General features: G+C 74.3%; 17 protein-coding genes and 1 riboswitch. Of the genes, 7 read left to right on the top strand and 10 right to left on the bottom strand.

Annotated features, from left to right (window positions below; all coding sequences use genetic code 11):
* Positions 1-111: 111 nt before the first annotated feature.
* From GTY47_RS04445 to GTY47_RS04435, 3 genes are read right to left on the bottom strand one after another with little or no spacing between them, the layout of a single operon-like run.
* Positions 112-903 (bottom strand): hypothetical protein, encoded by a 792-nt coding sequence (locus GTY47_RS04445; protein WP_040903043.1) that lies wholly within the window; start codon positions 901-903, stop codon positions 112-114.
* Positions 903-2,177, bottom strand: a complete 1,275-nt coding sequence (locus tag GTY47_RS04440; protein ID WP_010039029.1) for a VWA domain-containing protein — start codon at positions 2,175-2,177, stop codon at positions 903-905. The genes GTY47_RS04445 and GTY47_RS04440 overlap by 1 nt, the downstream gene beginning before the upstream one ends.
* 44 nt (positions 2,178-2,221) lie before the next feature.
* On the bottom strand, positions 2,222-3,718 hold the full coding sequence (locus tag GTY47_RS04435) for an IucA/IucC family siderophore biosynthesis protein (RefSeq protein ID WP_010039027.1): 1,497 nt from the start codon (positions 3,716-3,718) through the stop codon (positions 2,222-2,224).
* A 109-nt stretch (positions 3,719-3,827) separates the two neighbouring features.
* On the opposite strand from GTY47_RS04435, the gene GTY47_RS04430 reads away from it, so the two are divergent.
* A complete protein-coding gene (locus tag GTY47_RS04430; protein WP_010039025.1) occupies positions 3,828-5,381 on the top strand; it encodes an IucA/IucC family protein in 1,554 nt (517 codons plus the stop codon).
* Positions 5,382-5,482: 101 nt separating this feature from the next.
* Complete coding sequence (locus GTY47_RS04425; protein ID WP_010039021.1) at positions 5,483-6,649, top strand: aromatic ring-hydroxylating dioxygenase subunit alpha; 1,167 nt, start codon at positions 5,483-5,485, stop codon at positions 6,647-6,649.
* Here GTY47_RS04425 and GTY47_RS04420 read toward each other — a convergent pair.
* Complete coding sequence (locus GTY47_RS04420) at positions 6,640-7,413, bottom strand: hypothetical protein (protein WP_158688405.1); 774 nt, start codon at positions 7,411-7,413, stop codon at positions 6,640-6,642. The two genes, GTY47_RS04425 and GTY47_RS04420, sit on opposite strands and share 10 nt — an antisense overlap.
* A gap of 137 nt (positions 7,414-7,550) precedes the next feature.
* On the opposite strand from GTY47_RS04420, the gene GTY47_RS04415 reads away from it, so the two are divergent.
* The 3 genes from GTY47_RS04415 to cobM all read left to right on the top strand — a co-directional run bounded on the left by GTY47_RS04415 (position 7,551) and on the right by cobM (position 10,084).
* Positions 7,551-7,937: a hypothetical protein gene (locus tag GTY47_RS04415; protein WP_010039010.1), complete on the top strand. Its 387-nt coding sequence runs from the start codon at positions 7,551-7,553 to the stop codon at positions 7,935-7,937.
* A 138-nt stretch (positions 7,938-8,075) separates the two neighbouring features.
* Positions 8,076-9,338 (top strand): bifunctional cobalt-precorrin-7 (C(5))-methyltransferase/cobalt-precorrin-6B (C(15))-methyltransferase, encoded by a 1,263-nt coding sequence (locus tag GTY47_RS04410; protein ID WP_010039008.1) that lies wholly within the window; start codon positions 8,076-8,078, stop codon positions 9,336-9,338.
* Positions 9,335-10,084 carry a precorrin-4 C(11)-methyltransferase gene (gene cobM / locus GTY47_RS04405; RefSeq protein WP_010039006.1) on the top strand — a complete coding sequence of 250 codons (750 nt, stop codon included), beginning with the start codon at positions 9,335-9,337 and terminating at the stop codon, positions 10,082-10,084. Before GTY47_RS04410 ends, cobM begins: the two co-directional genes overlap by 4 nt.
* 22 nt (positions 10,085-10,106) lie before the next feature.
* On the opposite strand, the gene GTY47_RS04400 is transcribed toward cobM, so the two are convergent.
* Complete coding sequence (locus GTY47_RS04400; protein WP_010039004.1) at positions 10,107-11,225, bottom strand: cobalt-precorrin-5B (C(1))-methyltransferase; 1,119 nt, start codon at positions 11,223-11,225, stop codon at positions 10,107-10,109.
* 18 nt (positions 11,226-11,243) lie between these two features.
* Here GTY47_RS04400 and GTY47_RS04395 point away from each other — a divergent pair, with 18 nt between their 5' ends.
* Complete coding sequence (locus tag GTY47_RS04395; RefSeq protein WP_010039002.1) at positions 11,244-12,008, top strand: cobalt-precorrin-6A reductase; 765 nt, start codon at positions 11,244-11,246, stop codon at positions 12,006-12,008.
* Positions 12,009-12,086: 78 nt separating this feature from the next.
* Here GTY47_RS04395 and GTY47_RS04390 read toward each other — a convergent pair whose 3' ends face one another.
* From GTY47_RS04390 to cobG, 3 genes are read right to left on the bottom strand one after another with little or no spacing between them, the layout of a single operon-like run.
* Entirely contained in the window at positions 12,087-13,595 is a 1,509-nt protein-coding gene (locus tag GTY47_RS04390; protein ID WP_010038998.1) for a precorrin-2 C(20)-methyltransferase, read from the bottom strand.
* On the bottom strand, positions 13,592-14,263 hold the full coding sequence (locus tag GTY47_RS04385; protein WP_010038994.1) for a precorrin-8X methylmutase: 672 nt from the start codon (positions 14,261-14,263) through the stop codon (positions 13,592-13,594). Before GTY47_RS04385 ends, GTY47_RS04390 begins: the two co-directional genes overlap by 4 nt.
* The gene (gene cobG / locus GTY47_RS04380; RefSeq protein WP_231911105.1) at positions 14,260-15,534 is read right to left on the bottom strand and encodes a precorrin-3B synthase; all 1,275 of its coding nucleotides are present in this window, start codon (positions 15,532-15,534) and stop codon (positions 14,260-14,262) included. The genes GTY47_RS04385 and cobG overlap by 4 nt, the downstream gene beginning before the upstream one ends.
* A 113-nt stretch (positions 15,535-15,647) precedes the next feature.
* A riboswitch (cobalamin riboswitch) is annotated at positions 15,648-15,724 on the top strand.
* Positions 15,725-15,780: 56 nt separating this feature from the next.
* Here cobG and cobN point away from each other — a divergent pair.
* Positions 15,781-19,407, top strand: coding sequence for a cobaltochelatase subunit CobN (gene cobN, locus GTY47_RS04375; protein ID WP_010038990.1), 3,627 nt, complete (start codon positions 15,781-15,783; stop codon positions 19,405-19,407).
* A gap of 12 nt (positions 19,408-19,419) precedes the next feature.
* On the opposite strand, the gene GTY47_RS04370 is transcribed toward cobN, so the two are convergent.
* Together GTY47_RS04370 and GTY47_RS04365 are read right to left on the bottom strand one after the other, a co-directional pair.
* Positions 19,420-20,364 (bottom strand): MIP/aquaporin family protein, encoded by a 945-nt coding sequence (locus GTY47_RS04370; RefSeq protein WP_010038988.1) that lies wholly within the window; start codon positions 20,362-20,364, stop codon positions 19,420-19,422.
* A 256-nt stretch (positions 20,365-20,620) separates the two neighbouring features.
* Positions 20,621-21,058: a VOC family protein gene (locus tag GTY47_RS04365; protein WP_010038985.1), complete on the bottom strand. Its 438-nt coding sequence runs from the start codon at positions 21,056-21,058 to the stop codon at positions 20,621-20,623.
* Positions 21,059-21,195 lie beyond the last annotated feature (137 nt).

Raw genomic sequence — 21,195 nt, 5'->3', positions numbered from 1 at the left:
TGGGGGCCGCCGGTGGGGGGGGGCGCACCGAGGCGCGTGTCAGCGCGTCGGGAATGGCGCTCCGGGGGGTCGGGCGGAAGGCCCGCGCCGTGCGGGCCTTCCGAGCCGGTCTCAGCCGGCGGGTGGCACCCGTGACGGCCTTCCCGGGCCGCGTGTCAGTGCGTACCCGGCGACACCCGCCAGCGCGGCGAGGGCACCGCCCACCGCCGTCCACACCCACCGGTCCGACCACCAGGCGAACGCCCAGCCGTCCTCCGGTTCGAGGTCGGCCAGGACCGCCGTGCTCTCCTGCCGCTCTTCCGGCCGCGTCGCGATGCCCGGCACCAGGGGCTCGGACAGCGAGCCGTCCACCGCCGCCGCGCCGCCGATGTCCTTGGAGTCGGCCCGGACCTCGGTGTCGACCGGGAGGCCCAGGTCGGAGGTGGCGACGCCGGTCGCCGTCAGCCGGATGTAGTAGGTGCCGGGCAGCGGGTCGTTCGCCCACGGCTCCGACCAGGCGCGGACCGTGCGCAGCACACAGGCCAGCTCCACGGAGGGCGCGTTCGCCGCCGCGGTGCGGGTCTGGGCGCCGTACTGGCAGGCCTGACGGCGGCGCAGGCCGTCGTACACGTCGATCTGCCAGGTCTGCGCGGCGTGGGTGTCCGGCAGCTTCACCGTCGCCCTGACCGTGGGGCGCTGGCCGGTGTCGGCGGGGAACGACCAGTACAGGTAGTCGCCCGTGGAGCCGCTCGCCGTGGCCCGCTGCCCCTGCTCGAACTCCGTGGCCGTACGGAAGGAGGTGCCCGCCCGGGTGGGTGCCGCCGACGCGTCCTGCGACGGACTGGGCGAGGCGTCGGCAGCGGCCGGCGCGGCCGCCAGTGAGAGGATCAGCAGCGCGGCGCTCAACGCTCTTACCGTTCGCATCAGTTGGTCCTCCAGACCGCGACCCGCCAGCGCGACAGCCAGCCCCAGATCAGACCGGCGAGGAAGCCGGTGAGAATCAGCGCGCCCAGCAGCCACCAGCCGCGGCCGAGGCCGAAGGAGGCCACGTCGCCCGCCTGGCTCGGACCGTCCACGACGTCGACCGTCAGCTCCAGCGGCAGCCCGGGCGTGGTCTTCACCCCGGAGGCCGCAGAGAAGGAGTGGGTGACCGCCAGGCACACGGTCTCCGCGGCCGGCTTGTCACTGTCGGAGTCCTCACGCTCGGGCTCGGGGTACCGGAGCCCCGTCGAGATCACATCCGTACGGCCGGTGCCCGCCGCCTCGCCGCGCACGATCTCCCGGCCGTGCGCCGTGACCGCCCGCAGCAGCACCCCGTAGCCGGGGTTCACCGCCCGGTCGGCCGCCACGCTCACCGAGGCCCGCAGCTCCTGGCCCGGCAGCACGTCCACCCGGTACCAGCGCTGCTGCCCGAACTCCTCCCGGTCCGTGTACAGCCCGGACTTCAGCGCCGGTGCCTTCGCACACTCGGCGGCGCCCTCCACCGGCACCGGCGTCACCACCGGATCGGCCGCCCGGTCCACCAACTGGTTCACCCGGTCGGTGAGTTCGTCCTGGTGCTCCACCGAGGTGTAGGTGCCGCCGGTGGCCTCGGCGATGCAGCTCAGCTGCCTGCTCAACTTGGCGGTGGGCACCAGGCCCAGCGTGTCGATGGTCAGGCCGATGCCCTTGGCGGCGATCTCGCGGGCCACCTCGCACGGGTCGAGCGGGGCGCAGGTGTCCTCGCCGTCGCTGATCAGCACGATGCGCTTGGAGCCGTCGCCGCGGTCCAGGTCGCCGGCCGCCTTCAGCAGGGCCGGGCCGATCGGTGTCCAGCCGGTCGGGCTGAGCGTGGCGACGGCCGTCTTGGCCTCGGTGCGGTCCAGCGGACCGACCGGGTAGAGCTGCGCGGTGTCCTTGCAGCCCGTCTTCCGGTCGTCGCCGGGGTAGTTCGCGCCGAGGGTGCGGATGCCGAGTTCGACCTCCTCGGGCGTCGCGTCGAGCACCTCGTTGAACGCCTGCTTCGCGGCGGCCATCCGCGACTGTCCGTCGATGTCCCGTGCCCGCATCGAACCGCTGACATCGAGGACGAGGTCGACCTTGGGGGCGTCCTGGCCCGTGGGTTCGCCGGCGGCCGCTCCGGCCGGGAAGGCCAGCCCGGCCGTCAACGCGGCGAGCAGGGCACAGACGCCCGCCGCCAGCCGTTTTCTTGTGATCATCGGCGGATCTTATTGATCAGGGGTGCCGTGCTCCAAAACGGGGTTCAGGCAAGGGGGTTGGGCAGCTCCGCCCATTGGTCGCCGGGCGCCTGGGGCGAGAGCCGCATCAGCGTCAGCGCCTTCGTGGGCAGGGGCTCCGCGCGCAGCGCCGCGAGGTCCGGGGTGCGGGGCAGATCCCGTACGGCCGTCTCCAGCGCCTCCGTGAGCGCCGCCCCCGACCCCGCCGTGCCGGCCAGCGCGCCCGCCACCAGCGAGCCGAACAGCTTGCGCCGCAGGGCGCGTTCGTCGTCCGTGACCATACGGGCGGGCAGGTCGGGCACCGTGATGCCGTGCCGGGCGAGACGGGCCGGGCTGACGCGGATGTCGGCCAGGTCCCGGTAGACCAGCCGCAGCGGATCGCCCGCAGGCGAGAGGATCACCAGGAGGTTCTGGCCGTGCGCCTCCAGGGCCACGCCCAGCTCCAGCAGCCGCAGACCGGCGGTGAGGGCGAGGCGCGCGAAACCGGCCAGCCAGGCGGGGGAGCGGGGCAGGCCCGTGGTGGCGAGCGCCGCCACCGGCAGGACCCGTTCGCCGCCCCCCGCGTAGGTCTCCGGCGGCTCCCGCAGGACGGCCGCGAAGTCGGGGGAGCCGGCCGCCGCGGCGCCCAGGGTGCGGGTCATGTGCAGCAGGCCGCCGGCGTGCGCCGCAGGCGTCTCGGCGAAGTCCGACAGCACCGCGGACGCGGCGACCGAGGGCAGCGAGATGTCCCGCACCGAGGACGTCAGCCGGGCACTCAGCGAGGTCTTGACGTGCGGCCCGCCGGGCAGCGCCAGCGTCCGCAGCGCCATCAGGGGATGCCCGGCGCGCCGCTCCTCGCACACCCGCTTCAGCACATGCGCCGCCTGCCACGGGTGCACCGGCAGCACCACCCGCTCCCCGTCCCGCAGCTCCCGCGGCCACGCCCCCGTCACCAGGCACTCCTGCGCCCGCACCGGCACCAGCCCCAGCTCCACCAGCGGACGGTGCTCGGGCCCGTAGGCGAGCTGCTCCGCCACCGAGAAACCGGGCCGGGACCGGCACGTGGGATGGAACGGATGCCCGTCGACGATCCGCTGCTCCCACTCCCAGCCGCTCTCCGGCCACCCGTCCGTGGCGCGCCCCTCCTGCCCCGCCCTCGACAGCGCCATCGAGGCGACGCTGTGCCCGAGTTCGACGGCGAAGGACGCGGAGTGCGGTACGGCGAGGTCCGTGACCAGCCGGGCCGGATCGTCGTACTCCGCCTCCTCCAGCCGTACGACGGTGACGTACGCGCCGGTCGCGTACGGATCCGGCCGCGGGCCGTGCAGCCTGCGGCCGTCGGACAGGTACAGGGTCAGCCCGTCCCGGCCCTGCTCGCGGCGGGTGACCCAGGGCAGCGGATCATGGGCGAGACCCCGCCACAGACGGGACAGCACGGCCGCCCGGGCGCCGGGCAGTTCGGCCTCGTACCGCGGCAGCAGACCGGGCCGTACCACGGCCAGTTCGTCGGCGACCTCGGCCTCGGCGGTGGGGGAACGGTGCACGGGCGGGCTCCTCGGGTACGAATAGGGCGTCACGGCGGGATGACGACGGCACGCATACTGATCATCTCCGCCCGGAAGTCCGGGAATCCGGAAGGACCGCAGGGAACGAGTGGAACGCGTGGACCTCATGCCCCCGCCGGACGGCGACGACTCCGCCCCCGGTGCCTCCCATGGTGACCCCGCTCAGGACGACCCGGTCACCGGCGCCCTCGCCGCACGGGCCGACGCGTACGCCGCCGTGCCGCTGCTGAACTGCCTGCTGCGGGAGGTGGGGGAGCACGTCGAGCCGGGCGTGTACCGGCTGCGGACCAGCGGCCGTCTGCTGCGCGTGCGGGGCGGCCGCCGGCCCACCGAGCCCGAGGTACGGGCGGACGGCGCCTGGCACCGCCTCACCCACGCCGAACTGGTCAAGCTCACCGCCGAGGAACTGCGCCGCCACACCGGCCTGTCCAACTCCGAACTGCCCGCCGAGATGATCGACAGCCGGGACGCCGTGGCCGCGCTGCTGGCCGCCCGCGCCCGGGCGAACCCGCCCGACGACCTCTACCTGCGCTCCGAGCAGTGCCTCCTCACCGGCCACACCCACCACCCGGCCCCCAAGGCGCGCGGCGGCGGCCCCGCCGCCGGATGGCTGCCGTACGCGCCCGAGGCGTACGCCCGCTTCCCGCTGACCCTGCTCGGGCTGCGCGAGGACACCGTCGTCGAGGAGGGCGACACCTCGGCCCTCGACGCCCTCGGCACGGCCCCGCCCGGCTACCGGCTGCTGCCCGCCCACCCCTGGCAGCTCGACCTGGCCGGCCCCGAGCTCGCCGGCGCCTTCGCGGACGGCAGACTCGTCCGGCTCGGCACGACCGCCTTCGACACCTGGCCGACGGCCGCGATCCGCACGCTCTACGCACCCGGGCACGACCTCTTCCTGAAGTTCAGCCTGGACGTGCGCATCACCAACGACGTCCGCCGGCTGTGGCGGCACGACCTGCTCGCCCTGCGCCGGACCGACGCGGCCGTGTGCGCCGCCCTCGACACGTTCGAAGGCCCCCCGGCCTGGCTCGGCGACCGCGGGTACCGCACCGCCGACTTCGCCTTCGAGGCCCTGGCCGTCCTCGTGCGGGACGGCTTCGGCGGCCGTCTCCTGCCCGGTGCCACCCCGCTGCTCGCCGCCGGTCTCGTCGAGGGCTTCGACGGCAGCCCACTCGACCGGGCCGCCGACCCCGGGGCCTGGTGGGCGGCGTACCTGGCCCGGGTGGTGCCCCCTGCCCTGACGGCCTTCGCCCGGCACGGGGTCGTCATCGAGGCGCACCTCCAGAACACCCTGGTCGCCGTGGACGCGGACGGCATGCCCGTGCAGGCGCTGTACCGGGACGCCGAGGGCGTGAAGCTGCTGCCGGACGTGGAGCGGGAAGCCGGCTGGGAGCGGCTCGTGTACTGCCTGGTCGTCAACCACCTCAGCGAGATCGCCGGTGCCCTCGTGGAACGCCGCCCCGGTTTCGACCCCTGGCCCACCGCCCGCCGCGAACTCGCCCGCCACGACGTCCCCGAGATCCCCGCCCTGCTCGCCTCACCCACCCTCCCCGGCAAGACGAACCTGCTGCTCCGCTGGACGGGCGCGGACGGCGCGGACGCGCGCTACCTGCCGCTGCCCAACCCACTGCGCGGCGCCTGAGCGCCCTTCACCCGTCCGGACCCTCCGGCAGGGCGCCGGCACGGGGGCGCGGCCAGGGTGAGGGTGGCTGTCCGTGCCGTGTCCCCCCTGCGAGGAGAGGTATGACCGAGACCGACAGGGCCACCGCCCTCGCCGCCGAGCCCTCGGAGCACACCGACCCGGATCCCGCCGAGGCCGATCTGCGCCGCGTGGGCGCCAACCCCGACCACTGGTATCCGGTCGCCCTGTCCCGGCGGGTGCGCGCCGAGCGGGTGCTGGCGACCACGTTCGCGGGTGAGCGCATCGCCCTGTTCCGGGGAAAGAGCGGTGACGTGCACGCGCTGGAGGACCGGTGCGCCCACCGGCAGGTGCCGTTGAGCATGGGCGTGGTGGAGGGCGAGACGCTCCGCTGCCGCTACCACGCCTGGGCCTATCGCGGCGACGGCCGGATCTCGCAGATCCCGTACCTGGCCAAGGGTGATCGCCGGCCGCCCCGCGGCGTGCGCGGCTACCCCGTGCGCGAGGCGTACGGCCTGGTCTTCGTCTTCCCGGGCGACCCGCAGCGAGCGGCGGCCACGCCGCTGCCGCACCTGCCCGCCTTCGGTTCACCGCGGTACCGGACCATGACGTACTCCCGGACCGTGCGCTGCCACTACTCGTTCATGCACGAGAACCTCCTCGACATGAACCACCAGTTCCTCCACCGGGGCGTCGTCGGCAGGCTCCACCCCGAACTGCTGGGATACGAGGCCGACGAGCGGTCCGTCGAGGCCAGGTACCTGTTCACCCACACCGGGGGCAGGCGGAACCGCAGCGCCGGACTGCTGGCCGCCGAGGGACTCGGGGGCGGCACCGCCGACGTCATGACCATCCGCACCGAGTACCCCTACCAGACGCTCGACCTCGTCCCCGAGAACGCCGAACGCCCGGCCTTCCGCCTCTGGGCCGCCTACGTGCCCGCGGACGCCGAGCAGCGCACGTGTCACGCCTTCGGCCTGCTCATGATCGAGAAGCCCGGGATCCCCGGCCTCCTGCAGCTGGCCTGGCCGTTCATCAGGCGCTTCACCGAGCGGGTGTTCGCCGAGGACCGCATGGCCGTGGAGGCCGAGCAGCGGGCCTGGGACGAGCAGGGCGAGGACCGCAACCACGAGGTCTTCCCGCTGATCCTTGACGTCCGCGAGGTGCTGCGCGCGAACGGCGTCCCCCTCCGGGCCCGGGCCGCCGCCTGCGGCAGCCCATCACTGTGCGACGGAGCGCGGCTCACCGACGGCATCCGGGGTCAGGAGTGACCTGACGCGGGTGCGGTCGGGTCCGGCTGCGGGACGGGCGGGCCCTCGTCGTCCATGTCGCCGCGCAGCGCGGCGATGACGAAGGCCGTCATGGAGGCCAGACCGAGCAGTGCGAGCGGGCCCCAGATCGCCCAGATCGCCCAGAACGGCCATTCGTTGGCGGCCTGCGCCCACAGCGTGAAGAGCGCCGCGACGGCCAGGCAGACGCCGTGCCACCGCACCACGACCGCCGCCTTCGCATGCCGCCGGTCGCCCCGCGCGAACAGGGGCCACACCCCGCCGACGAAGGCGGGCAGGCCGAACGAGAAACAGGCGAGCGCGCCGCCGAGCCGGTCCTCGGACCAGCCCACGGGCCCGTCCGACGTCTGCTGCCGCCGCCCGTCGGCGTCCCGTACCTCGACGACCCGCCCGTGCCAGATCAGGCCGACGACCTTCTCGCCCGGCGCCAGCTCCGACACCACCGGGCCGGCCTGCCGGAACGTGACCTCCCAGGACTCGCCGGAGGGCAGCAGCAGCTCCGCCTCCGGGGAGGCGTTGCGCTTCCCGCGGTTCGTGTCGGCCGTGCGGACGGTGAACTCCTGCTCCCACCGGCACCCCGACGCCCGCACCGGGACCGAGGCGCAGGCCGGCGCGGCACGGAACTCCCGCTCCCGGTCCAGCGCCCCGCGGACCTCCAGGGCCATGAACACTCCGACGACGACCGTCACGACACCCATCAGCAGCCATGCCACGCTCCCCGGCGCCTGCCGTCTCCCCGACCCCATCGTGCCTCCCCATCCCTCTCAGGACTCGGCCCGACCGTATCCGAACCTGCCCGGCCGGCCCCTCGTTCCGGGAGGAGCGGACGCCCATGGAATGATGATCAGCGGCAGGACGAGAGCGGAACGACGAGGAAGCCGGTGTGACCGACGATCCCCTGGACGCAGCGGCGACCGGTCCGGCACCCTGCCGCATCGTCGTGTGCCGGGACTGCTGTTGCGGCACCGGCAAGGTGACCGGCGTCGATCACACGGCCCAGACCGAGCGGCTGCGCGCGGCCGGGCCGGTGCGGATCTCCGCCTGTCTCGACGTCTGCGACCAGGCCAACGTCATCGTCGTCCAGCCGTCCGCCGAAGGCCGGGCCGCCGGGGCCCGCCCGGTGTGGCTCGGGCTGGTCAACGACCCGGCCGCGACCGAGGACGTCGTCACCTGGGTCCGGGAGGGCGGCCCGGGCGTGGCCCCGCTGCCCGAGATCCTCGACCTGTACGTCTTCAGTCCCCTCGCGCGACGGCGCCCGGACCCCACATGACCTGGGAGCCGTCCCGAGCGGGACGGGGCGAGGACGGTCACCCCGCCGGGCGGGGGCCGGTGCCCCCGAGCACAGGTGCGCTGGTCAGCGCCCAGTAGAGTGCGCCTCTGTTGCCCCCGAACCCCGAGGTACCGCGCAGTGACCCCCCTACCCCCCGCACCGACCGCCGCCGTGACCGTCGTCGGGCTCGGGGCCGACGGCTGGGCGGGACTGCCCGACGCCTCCCGCAGCGCACTGCGCGAGGCCGAGGTCCTGATCGGCGGACCCCGCCAGCTGGACCTGCTGCCCCCGGAGTGCACCGGGCGGCGCGTCGCCTGGCCGTCGCCGCTGCGCCCCGCCGTCCCCGGCCTGCTCGCCGCGCACGCCGACCGCCGGATCGCCGTACTGGCCAGCGGGGACCCCATGTTCTACGGCATCGGCCGCGCCCTCGCCGAGGAGACCGGCGCCCTGCGCGTCCTGCCGCACCCCTCCTCCGTCTCCTACGCCGCCGCCCGGCTCGGCTGGCCGCTGGAGGACGTGGAGGTCGTCACGCTCGTCGGCCGGCCCACCGCCCGCCTGGCCGCCGCCCTGCACGACGGCCGGCGGCTCCTCGTCCTCAGCGCGGACGCCACCACCCCCGGCGAGGTCGCCGCCCTGCTGCGGGACCGGGGCTTCGGACCCAGCCGCATGCGCGTCCTCGAACAGCTCGGCGGCGACAGGGAGCGCACGACCGACGAGGTCACCGCCGACGACTGGCCCGCGTCGCAGCCGCCCGGCGATCCGCTCAACATCGTGGCCGTGGAGTGCCGCCGGTCCCCCGACGCCCTGCGGCTGGGCGCCGTACCCGGGCTGCCGGACGAGGCGTACGAGCACGACGGGCAGCTCACCAAGCGGCACATCCGCGCCGCCACACTCGGCGTGCTCGCCCCCGCACCCGGCGAACTGCTGTGGGACATCGGCGGCGGCTCCGGCTCGATCGCCGTCGAGTGGATGCGCACCCACCCCTCGTGCCGCGCGGTCACCGTGGAGCGGGACCCGGCACGCGCCGAACGGATCAGCCGCAACGCCGACCGGCTCGGCGTGCCCGGACTGCGGGTCGTCACCGGCGCAGCGCCCGCCGTCCTCGCCGAACTCCCGCCCCCGGACGCCGTGTTCGTCGGCGGCGGGCTCACCGTGCCCGGCCTCCTCGACGCCTGCTGGGAGGCGCTGCCCGGCGGCGGGCGGCTGGTCGCCAACACCGTGACGCTGGAGTCCGAGGCGCTGCTCGCCGACGCCCACCGGCGCCGCGGCGGCGAACTGGTGCGGCTCGCGGTGGCACACGCCGTGCCGGTGGGCGGCTTCACCGGGTGGCGGCAGGCGATGCCGGTGACCCAGTGGGCCGTACGGAAAACGCCCGACACCTCTTCAGGAGCAGACAGATGACCGTGTACTTCATCGGTGCCGGCCCCGGCGCCGCCGACCTGATCACGGTGCGCGGCGCCCGCACGCTCGCCGCCTGCCGGGTCTGTCTGTACGCGGGCAGCCTGGTCCCGCGCGAACTGCTCGCCGAATGCCCGCCCGACGCCCGGCTGGTGGACACCGCGCAGCTCGACCTGGACCAGATCACCGCCGAACTGCTGCGCGCCCACGAGGAGGGGCACGACGTGGCCCGGCTGCACTCCGGGGACCCCGCCGTGTTCAGCGCGGTCGCCGAGCAGATGCGACGGCTGGACGCGGCCGAGGTGCCCTACGAGGTTGTCCCGGGCGTCCCCGCCTTCGCCGCCGCGGCCGCTTCCCTGAAGCGGGAGCTGACCGTACCGACCGTCGGCCAGACCGTGATCCTCACCCGCGTCGCCAACCGGGCCACCGCCATGCCCGAGGGAGAGGACCTGGCCACCCTCGGCCGCAGCGGCGCGCTGATCGTGCTGCACCTGGCCGCCAAGTACGTGGACCGCGTGGTCGGCGAACTCCTGCCGCACTACGGCGCCGACTGCCCGGCCGCGGTCGTCGCCTACGCCTCCCGCCCGGACGAGCTGATCATCCGCGGCACCCTCGACGAGATCGCGGGGAAGACCAAGGAGGCCGGTGTGCTGCGCACGGCCGTCATCATGGTGGGCCGGACGCTGGGGGCGGAACAGTTCCGGGACAGTCACCTGTACTCGCCGGAGCGGGAACGCCACGTGTGCTGACAGCGGTGAGCGGTCCCCGCCGTCAGGCCGGCGCGCTGCGCCCCACCACCGTCCCCGCCCGGTCGATGCAGATCACGTCGACCACGACCGGCGCCCCGCGCAGCACGGCCAGGGCCTCGTCGCGGGCGGTGGTGGCGACCAGGTCGCCGAGCGGCACCCCGGCGGCCTGGCACGACTGGAGCGCGGCGAGCCCGGTGTTGGCGTCCGCCACCTCCGCGGCCAGCGCCTCGTCCGCGCCGCCGCGCCGGGCCAGTTCGGCGAGGAAGCCCTTGTCGACCTGGGAACGGGCCGAGTGCAGGTCGAGGTGCCCGGCGGCGAGCTTGGAGAGCTTGGCGAAGCCACCGCAGATCGTCAGGCGGGCGACGGGGTGGCGGCGGATGTACTTCAGCACGGCGCCCGCGAAGTCGCCCATGTCGAGCAGGGCGTCCTCGGGCAGCCCGTACTCGGCCACGACCGTCTTCTCCGACGTCGACCCGGTGCAGCCGGCGACATGCGTACGCCCCGCCGCCCGTGCCACGTCCACGCCCCGCCGGATGGAGTCGATCCACGCCGAGCAGGAGTACGGGACGACGATGCCGGTCGTGCCGAGGACGGACAGGCCGCCCAGGATGCCGAGCCGGGGGTTCCAGGTGGAGCGGGCGATCTCCTCGCCGTCGTCGACGGAGACGGTGATCTCGACGTCGCCCGGGCCGCCGTGCCGGGCGGCGACCTCGGCGACGTGCTCGCGCATCATCCGGCGCGGGACCGGGTTGACGGCCGGTTCGCCGACGGGCAGGGGCAGGCCGGGGCGGGTGATCGTGCCGACCCCGGGTCCTGCCCTGAACACCACCCCGGACCCGGCGGGCAGCGGCCGTACCGTGACCCGGACCAGCGCGCCGTGCGTGACGTCCGGGTCGTCCCCGGCGTCCTTCACGACCCCCGCCATCGCGTGCCCGTCGCCCCGTTCCTCGACGGCCAGGGCGAACGACGGCGTCTGCCCCTTCGGCAGCGTGATCGTCACGGGGTCGGGAAACTCGCCGGTCAGCAGGGCGGTGTACGCCGCCGTCGTGGCCGCCGTCGCACAGGCGCCGGTGGTCCAGCCGGGCCGCAGGCCGGTGTGTTCCAGCTGGGCCCTGCGGCCGCCCTTCACTTCGCTGCTCATGAACGGACCTGGACTTCCATGCGCGTACTGATTCTCGGCGGCACCACCGAGGCCCGCCGTCTCGCCGAACTGCTCCACGACACGCCCGGCCTGACCCTGACCAGTTCCCTCGCCGGGCGGGTGGCCAGCCCCCGCCTGCCGCCGGGCGAGGTCCGGATCGGCGGCTTCGGCGGGGTGGAGGGGCTGACCGCGTGGCTGCGTGAGCACCGGGTGGACGTGCTCATCGACGCCACCCACCCTTTCGCCGGGACGATCAGTTTCCACGCGGCGCGGGCCGCCGCCACCGCCCATGTTCCCCTGCTCGCCCTGCGGCGCCCCGGCTGGGTCCCCGTCGCGGGCGACGACTGGCACGACGCCGGCTCCCTGGAGGAGGCCGCACGGCTGCTGCCCTCGCTCGGCCGGCGCGTGTTCCTCACGACCGGGCGCATGGGCCTGGCCGCGTTCGCCGGCCTGGACGAGCTGTGGTTCCTCGTACGGTCCGTGGACGCGCCCGAGGCCCCGCACCCGGCCCGCATGGAGGTGCTGCTCGACCGCGGCCCGTTCACGCTCGACGGCGAGCGCGAGCTGCTGCGCCGGCACCGCATCGAGGTCGTGGTGACCAAGGACAGCGGGGGAGCGGCCACCGCACCGAAGCTGACAGCGGCCCGGGAGGCCGGACTGCCGGTACTCGTGATCCGTCGGCCTCCGGTCCCCGAGGGCGTCCAGGTCGTGCCCGGACCGGAGGAGGCGGCCCGGTGGGTCGGGGAGGGGCTCCACGGACGCGGGTCCCCGGCCACCGGCTGAGCACCGACCGGGGCCGGAGACGATCCGGCCCGGCCGCTGTCGCCGGTGCGCGGCCTCGCCTCGCACCGGGTCCGTAGGTCATGCCTCCGGATAGCGGCGCGGGGTCCACACGATCTCCTCGCCGCCCCCGCGCCGGACGGCCCGGGTCTGGGAGGAGCCGACCAGCAGGATGGTGCGCATGTCGACCTCGGCCGGGTCCAGATCGGCCAGCCGTACGATCCGGACGTGTTCGCCGGGGCCGCCCACGTCCCGCGCCACCACGACCGGGGTGTCCGGCGCCCGGTGCTCCAGCAGCAGTTCTCGGGCCTTGCCCACCTGCCAGGTGCGGCTGCGCGAGCCGGGGTTGTACAGGGCCAGCACCAGGTCCGCCGAGGCCGCCGCGTGCAGCCGCTCGGCGATGACCTCCCAGGGCTTGAGCCGGTCGGAGAGGGAAAGGGCGGCGTAGTCGTGGCCGAGCGGGGCGCCCGCCCGGGCCGCTGCCGCGTTGGCGGCGGTCACCCCCGGCAGCACCCGTACCGGGACGTCCGCGTACTCCTCCTGGGACGCGACCTCCAGGACGGCCGTCGCCATGGCGAACACGCCCGGGTCGCCGCCGGAGACGACCGCGACCCGCCGCCCGCGCCGGGCCAGATCGAGGGCGAACTCGGCGCGCTCCGACTCGACCCGGTTGTCCGAACCGTGCCGGACCTGCCCGGGGCGCTGCGGCACCCGGTCGAGATAGGTCGTGTAGCCGACCAGGTCGTCGGCGGCGGCCAGCGCGCCCCGGGTCTCGGGCGTCAGCCACAGCGGACCGGCCGGCCCGGTCCCGACCACGACGACCTCGCCCCGCTCCCGGGCCTCCGGCCGCTCCGCGCCGACCTGGCTCGGCAGCACGGCCACCGAGAAGTACGGCACCGACTCCGCGTCCACGTCGGCCAGTTCGGCGAGCCGCTCCCCGGCCATGGTGGCCCGCTCGACATACCGGGCGTCGCCCAGCCGCCCCGAACCCTCCAGCGCGCTGCGCACCTTGGTGAAGGTCCGCCCCAGCTTCATCACCACGGCCGCGTCGGTCGAGGCCAGCCGTGCGGTCAGCTCCTCCTCGGGCAGGGTGCCCGGCAGAATGGTCAGCACCTCCTCGCCCTCGGCGAGCGGGGCGCCCAGCCGGGCGGCAGCGGCGGACACGGACGTCACGCCCGGGATCACCTCGGTGTCGTAGCGGCCCGCGAGCCGCTTGTGCATGTGCATGTAGGAGCCGTAGAAGAGCGGATCGCCCTCGGCGAGGACCGCGACCGTCCGCCCCGCGTCCAGGTGCGTGGCGAGCCGGGCCGACGCCTCGGCGTAGAACTCCTCGATCGCGCCCCTGTAGCCGCCGGGATGGTCCGTCGTCTCGGTGGTGACCGGGTAGACCAGCCGCTCCTCGATGTGATCGGAGCGGATGTGCTTCGCCGCGATCGAGCGGGCGATGGAACGTCCGTGCCGGGCGCTGTGGTACGCGATCACGTCCGCCTCGGCGATGACCTCCACGGCCCGAAGGGTCATCAGGGAGGGGTCACCGGGGCCGAGCCCGACCCCGTACAGCCGCCCCGCTGTGGACTGCTTGCCGCTCACTCTTCCTCACTCGCGATCGCGTTGAGCGCGGCGGCGGCGATGGCGCTGCCCCCGCGACGGCCGCGCACGACCAGGTGCTCAACACCGGACGGATGCGCGGCCAGGGCGTCCTTGGACTCGGCGGCCCCGACGAAGCCGACCGGTACGCCGATCACGGCGGCGGGCCGGGGAGCGCCTTCCTCGATCATCTCCAGCAGCCGGAACAGCGCGGTCGGCGCGTTGCCTACGGCGACCACCGAACCCTCCAGCCGGTCCCGCCACAGCTCCAGCGCGGCGGCGCTGCGCGTGGTGCCGAGCCTCGCGGCCAGCTCCGGCACGGACGGGTCGGAGAGCGTGCAGAGCACGTCGTTGCCGGCGGGCAGCCGCTTGCGCGTCACCCCGCTGGCCACCATCTGCACGTCGGTGAAGACGGGCGCGCCCGCGCGCAGGGCCGCACGGGCGCGGGCCACCACGGCCGGCGTGTAGGCCAGGTCCCGTACGAGGTCGACCATCCCGCAGGCGTGGATCATCCGCACCGCGACCTGGCTGACGTCGGCGGGCAGGGCCGCGAGGTCCGCCTCCGCGCGGATGGTGGCGAAGGACTGGCGGTAGATGGCCGCGCCGTCCTTCTCGTAGTCGTACGTGGTCACGGTGGTCTTCTCGCTGCTCTCGGTCGTCGTACGGGTCATGAGGTGATCGCCGCCAGGGCGGCGGCGAGTCGGGCGGGGTCGTTCATCGTGGTGGTCCGGGGTTCCCGGCCGGGGACGGCGGTGGAGAGCCGGTAGCCGCCCCCCGGAGCGGCGACCACGTCGACGCGGTCGCCCCGGGGACGGCCGCAGCGGCGTTCGCAGCCGGACCAGTACAGGGGCAGTCCGTGCGGGCCGATCGCGCCGAGGGCCCCGGCCGCGTCGGTCCGCACGTCGGCCTGCGACTTGGCGCATCCGGGCCTGCCGATGCAGGCGCCGACGTGCAGCCAGGGGGAGTGGGGGTCGGTGACGAGGCCGGTGGCGGCGAGCCGGGCGAGGGACACCTCCGCGTGGGTCCCCGGTGTGGGAAGAACCACACCGCGCCACGGAGTCAGACGCAGCTCGCCGGCGGCGACGTACGTCAGTTCCCGCCATTGGCGTGCCGAGAGCCGCCCCAGGGGCACGTGCACGGAGAGGCCGGCACCCACCACTCCCGGGGGCGGGCCGTCGGTGCGGCCGGTCTCCCGGCTCCGCCGCTCGTGGCGGATGCCCTCGGCCGTCAGCCGCCGGCCGACCGCATCGAGCAACTCGCCGTCAGAAAGGTCGAGTTCGTCCACGCGCCAGACCCGTGTCCCGCTCGCCCGGGCCGCCTCCAGGAAGGTCTCCGCGGCGATCAGCGCGGCCCGAGCCGCCTCGTCGGCCAAGACGCGCAACGCTTCCCCGGCCGCTCCGACGCCGAGTTGCGCACCGCCGTCCGCCGCCGCCCGTACCGTCACATCGGCACCGAGGCCGGCCACGTCGCCGCGTCCGTCGTCGAGCGCGAACAGGAAACGGCCCGACAGGTCCTGCGCCGCCTCGCTCGCGCACAGCGCCTCGTCGAGGGCCGTCAGCCAGGGCCGTACGTCCCGCACGCCCTGCCCGTCGAGACCGGACAGCGGCGAGGCCACGATGTTGCGCACCCGCTCGTGCCCGCGCGAGGGCAGCAGCCCGGCGGCGTCCAGCAGCCGGGCCAACTCCCCGCCGCAGCCGTCCTCCAGACCCCGCAGCTGCACGTTGCCGCGCGAGGTCAGATGCAGATCCCCGTCGCCCAGCCGCTCCGCCGCGTCGGCGAGCGCCTCCGCCTGCCGCACGGTCAGGACGCCTCCGGGCACCCGGACTCGGGCCAGCGCGCCGTCGTCCGCCGCGTGCAGCCGCAGCGTCCCCGGACAGGCGTCACCGCGGTCCCGGGAGACCGCTGTGGCCTGGGGCGATGAACGGAGGGCAGGCGTGGGCATGGCGGCGAGCATACCTACCATCACACCCGGTGTATGCCCCGCCCTTTTCCCCTGCCCCTTACTATGCTCCTCGGTGGATCATCCGGTCCGCCGACGCCACGACGGCGACAGGGGAGGAAGCCCGGTGCGAGTCCGGCGCGGTCCCGCCACTGTGAGCCCGGCCCACGCGGGCCGGGCGAGCCAGGAACTCCCGCCGTCCCACCACCCGCCCGGGGCGCGGACACCCCGAGGAAGGCCAGCCGCCGCATGCTGCACTCAGCCGGGGAACGCCCCACGCACCCCCGCATCCTGCTCCTGTCGACGTCCGACACCGACCTGCTCAGCGCCCGCGCGGCCGGCGGCCCGGTCCCGTACCGCTTCGCCAACCCCTCCCGCCTCGACCTCGACGGCCTCCCCGCCCTCCTCGACGGCGTCGACCTGGTCGTCGTACGCCTCCTCGGCGGCATCCGGGCCTGGCAGGACGGACTCGACCTGCTCCTCGCCGACGGCCGTCCCGTCGTCGTCCTGACCGGCGAACAAGCCCCGGACGCCCAGCTGATGGCGTCCTCCACCGTCCCCGTCGGCATCGCCGCCGAGGCCCACGCCTACCTCGCGCACGGCGGTCCGGCCAACCTGGAACAGCTCGCCCGCTTCCTCTCCGACACGGTCCTGCTCACCGGCCACGGCTTCGAGGCGCCGGCGGCGGCCCCCACCTGGGGCCCGCTGCCCAGGGAGAGCAGGGACACCGACGGCCCGACCGTCGCCGTGCTCTACTACCGGGCCCACCACATGAGCGGCAACACCGCCTTCGTCGGCGCCCTGTGCGACGCGATCGAGGACGCGGGCGGCCGGCCCCTGCCCCTGTACGTCGCCTCCCTGCGCGCCCCCGAGCCCGAGCTGATCGAGGAACTCCGCGCCGCCGACGCCATCGTCACCACCGTCCTCGCCGCCGGCGGCACCAGGCCCGCAGAGGCCTCGGCCGGCGGCGACGACGAGTCCTGGGACGCCGGCGCGCTCACCGCCCTCGACGTACCGATCCTCCAGGCCCTGTGCCTCACCGGTTCACGGACCGCCTGGGAGGAGAACGACGAGGGCGTCTCCCCGCTCGACGCGGCCAGCCAGATCGCCGTCCCCGAGTTCGACGGCCGTCTCATCACCGTCCCGTTCTCCTTCAAGGAGATCGACGCCGACGGCCTCCCGGCCTACGTCGCCGACCCCGAGCGCGCTGCCCGGGTCGCCGGAATCGCCGTACGCCACGCCCGGCTCCGCCACATCCGGCCCGCCGACAAGCGCCTCGCGCTGGTCCTCTCCGCCTACCCGACCAAGCACTCCCGCATCGGCAACGCTGTCGGCCTGGACACGCCCGCCAGCGCGGTCGCCCTGCTCCGCCGGCTCCGCGACGAGGGCTACGACTTCGGAACGGACACGGAGGTGCCGGGCCTGGCCTCCGGCGACGGGGACGAGCTGATCCGCGCGCTGATCGAGGCGGGCGGGCACGACCAGGACTGGCTCACCGAGGAGCAACTGGCCCGCAACCCGGTGCGGATCCCCGCGGCCGACTACCGCCGCTGGTTCGCCACGCTCCCCGAGGAACTGCGCACGGCGGTGGAGGAGCACTGGGGCCCGGCCCCCGGCGAGATGTTCGTCGACCGCAGCCGGAACCCGGAGGGCGACATCGTCCTCGCGGCCCTGCGCTTCGGCAACCTGCTGATCCTCATCCAGCCCCCGCGCGGCTTCGGCGAGAACCCGATCGCGATCTACCACGACCCGGACCTGCCGCCCTCCCACCACTACCTGGCCGCCTACCGCTGGATCGCCGCCCGGGCCGAGGACGGCGGCTTCGGCGCCGACGCGATGATCCACCTCGGCAAGCACGGCAACCTGGAGTGGCTGCCCGGCAAGAACGCCGGCCTGTCCGCCGCCTGCGGCCCGGACGCCGCCCTCGGCGACCTCCCGCTGATCTACCCGTTCCTGGTCAACGACCCCGGCGAGGGCACCCAGGCCAAGCGCCGCGTGCACGCCACCCTCGTCGACCACCTCGTCCCGCCCATGGCCCGCGCCGACTCCTACGGCGACATCGCGCGCCTGGAACAACTCCTCGACGAGTACGCCCAGATCTCCTCCATGGACCCCGCCAAGCTCCCGGCGATCCGGGCCCAGATCTGGACCCTCATCCAGGCCGCCAGGCTCGACCACGACCTCGGCCTGGAGGACCGCCCGGACGACGACGGCTTCGACGACTTCCTCCTGCACGTCGACGGCTGGCTCTGCGAGGTCAAGGACGCCCAGATCCGCGACGGACTGCACGTCCTCGGCAACCCGCCGCAGGGCGCCGACCGGGTCAACCTCGTCCTCGCCATCCTCCGCGCCCGCCAGATCTGGGGCGGCGCGCAGGCCCTGCCCGGCCTGCGCGAGGCACTCGGCCTGGACGAGTCCGCCGCGACCCGCACGACCGCCGACGCGGCCGAGGAGCAGGCCCGCGCCCTGGTCCAGGCGATGGACGACGCGGGCTGGGACCCGGCCGCGGTCCCCGCCGAGCACGGGGGACAGGTCGCCGCCGTCCTGGAGTTCGCGGCCCGCGAGGTCGTGCCGCGCCTCGCCGCGACCACCGCCGAAATCGACCACACCGTCCACGCGCTGGCGGGCGGCTTCGTCCCCGCGGGCCCCTCGGGATCACCCCTGCGTGGCCTCGTCAACGTCCTCCCGACGGGCCGCAACTTCTACTCGGTGGACCCCAAGGCCGTCCCCTCCCGCCTCGCCTGGGAAACGGGCCAGGCCCTCGCCGACTCCCTCCTGGAGCGCTACCGCACCGACAACGGCGACTGGCCCACCTCCGTCGGCCTCTCCCTGTGGGGCACCAGCGCCATGCGCACGGCGGGCGACGACGTGGCGGAGGCCCTCGCCCTGCTCGGCATCCGTCCCGTCTGGGACGACGCCTCCCGGCGGGTCACGGGCCTGGAGCCCGTCCCGTACGAGGAGCTGGGCCGCCCCCGCATCGACGTCACCCTCCGCATCTCGGGCTTCTTCCGGGACGCCTTCCCGCACACCGTCGGGCTGCTGGACGACGCCGTACGCCTGGCCGCCTCCCTGGACGAGCCGGCCGAGGCCAACCACGTACGGGCCCACGTCCGGGCGGACGTGGCGTCCCACGGCGACGAACGCCGCGCCACCACCCGCATCTTCGGCTCCCGCCCCGGCACGTACGGAGCGGGCCTGCTCCAGCTCATCGACTCCCGCGACTGGCGCACCGACGCCGACCTCGCCGAGGTCTACACGGTCTGGGGCGGCTACGCCTACGGCCGCGACCTCGACGGCCGCCCGGCGCGCGACGAGATGGAGACGGCGTACAAGCGGATCGCTGTCGCGGCGAAGAACACCGACACCCGCGAGCACGACATCGCCGACTCGGACGACTACTTCCAGTACCACGGCGGCATGGTGGCGACCGTCCGGGCGCTGCGCGGCACGGCCCCCGAGGCGTACATCGGCGACTCCACCCGCCCCGAGACGGTCCGTACCCGCACCCTCGTCGAGGAGACCTCCCGCGTCTTCCGCGCCCGGGTCGTCAACCCCAGGTGGATCGAGGCCATGCGCCGCCACGGCTACAAGGGCGCCTTCGAACTCGCCGCCACCGTGGACTACCTCTTCGGCTACGACGCCACCACCGGCGTGGTCGCCGACTGGATGTACGACAAGCTCACCGAGACCTACGTCCTGGACCCGGCCAACCGCGAGTTCCTCCAGCAGGCCAACCCCTGGGCCCTGCACGGCATCGCCGAACGCCTGCTGGAGGCGGAGTCCCGCGGGATGTGGGAGAAGCCCGACCCGGCCGTGCTGGAGGGCCTGCGGCAGGTGTACCTGGAGACGGAGGGGGACCTGGAGGGCGACGGCTGACCGGGCCCCGGCTCACTCCTCGTCGGAGGTGGTGGGACGCGTCCGGCCGGGCTCCGGGAGCTCGCCCTGCTGCGCCCGGATGTGGAGCACGTCGCCGATGAACAGGTCGTACACCAGCACCCCGACCACGCCGCCGACGAGCGGTCCGACGATCGGGATCCACCAGTAGCCGCTGAACGCCCCCGCCAAGCTGCCCGGGAACGCCAGATCCTCCCAGCCCGCCATCCAGGTGAACAGGCGGGGGCCGAAGTCGCGGGCGGGGTTGATCGCGTAGCCCGCGTTCGCCCCGAAGGACATGCCGATGGCCGCCACGACGAACCCGATCACGAGGGGGCCGAGGTTCGCCTTCACGGCCGTGTTCCGCAGGTCGATGATCGCCACCACCAGCATGGCCAGGAAGGCCGTGCCGACGATCTGGTCGACCAGGGGGCCCCAGATGCCGCCGTGGAAGTAGGGCGCCGGGAAGGTGGCGAAGATGGAGAACGAGGCGAGGGTGTGGCCGTTCGTCTTCGGCCCCTTCATGGCGTCGTCGAAGGTGTTGATGGCGTCGTGGTACACGGCGTAGACCAGTGCCGCGCCGGCCAGGGCGCCGAGCACCTGGGCCACCCAGTAGGGGACGACCTTGACCCACGGGAACTTGCGGCGCACGGCGAAGGCCAGGGTCACCGCCGGATTGATGTGCGCACCGCTGACCCCGCCGGCCACATAGATACCGAGGATCACGGCCATGGCCCATCCCCAGGTGATCAGCAACCAGTCCCCGGCGCCGAGGAAGAACGTGGTGGGTCCCTCGGTACGCCCCGAGCCGGGCAGCGCCGCGACCGCCATCGCGACCACGCCGCAACCGAAGGAGATGAGGACGAAGGTCCCCAGGAACTCCGCAAGGCATTCGCCCCACAAGCCTCCGCGGCGCCTGAGCCGCGAGGGCTTGAGCAGGGGCTGGATCTCGACGGCCATGGTGATCCTCCCAGACACTCGCCCGGCCGCGCCTGAACGCGGCTGCCGGTGCCGTAGTGGCCTGCTTTCGCTTCATGCCTTGACGCCAAGGTAAATCCGGGCAGCGACCACCGCGAGTCGACACCGGGTGGGCGAGCCGTGTTTCCCGGTCCGAGGGGACGGCGACCGGCTCTCCGGTTCCGCCCGGGCCGAAAGCCGCTCGGCTCGCACCGCGGCATCGCGACATCCGCGGGGCAGTCACCGCCGCCCGCGACCGTCAGCTCTTCTTCAGCTCCTCGGCGAGCATCACAAGGATGCCGCTGGGACCGCGGACGTACGTGAGCTTGTAGACGTCCTCGTAGGTCGCCACACCGCGCAGCGGACGGCATCCGTGCTTCGCGGCCGTCTCCAGGGCTTCGTCGATGTCGTCGACCGAGAAGGCGACGCGATGCATGCCGATCTCGTTGGGACGAGTGGGCTCCGACTCGATCGCCTCGGGGTGGATGTACTCGAAGAGCTCGAGGCGACCGTGACCGTCCGGCGTCTGGAGCATCGCAATGTCGGCGTGATTGCCATCAAGGCCGACGGCGGTGTCGGTCCACTCACCACTGACGGTGTCACGGCCGACGACCGTGAGGCCGAGGTCGGTGAAGAAGGAGATCGCTGCTTCGAGGTCGCGAACGGCGATGCCCACGTTCTCGAGTTTGATGGCCATGCGCCGCATGCTACCGAGCCGGGGCGATCAGGTGCTTTTCGGCAAGAGGGAACATTCGGGGTACGGGGAATGCCGTCGCCGGGGGAGCGGGGCGCTGTTCGAAGACCTTTCCGGTGGTGCGTGCGGGGCGGGACCAA

Origin of the sequence: Streptomyces sp. SID5464, assembly GCF_009862985.1 — a bacterium.
In the GTDB taxonomy this organism is placed as follows: Bacteria; Actinomycetota; Actinomycetes; order Streptomycetales; family Streptomycetaceae; genus Streptomyces; species Streptomyces chartreusis_D.
This window is presented reverse-complemented; position numbering and strand designations above follow the sequence as displayed.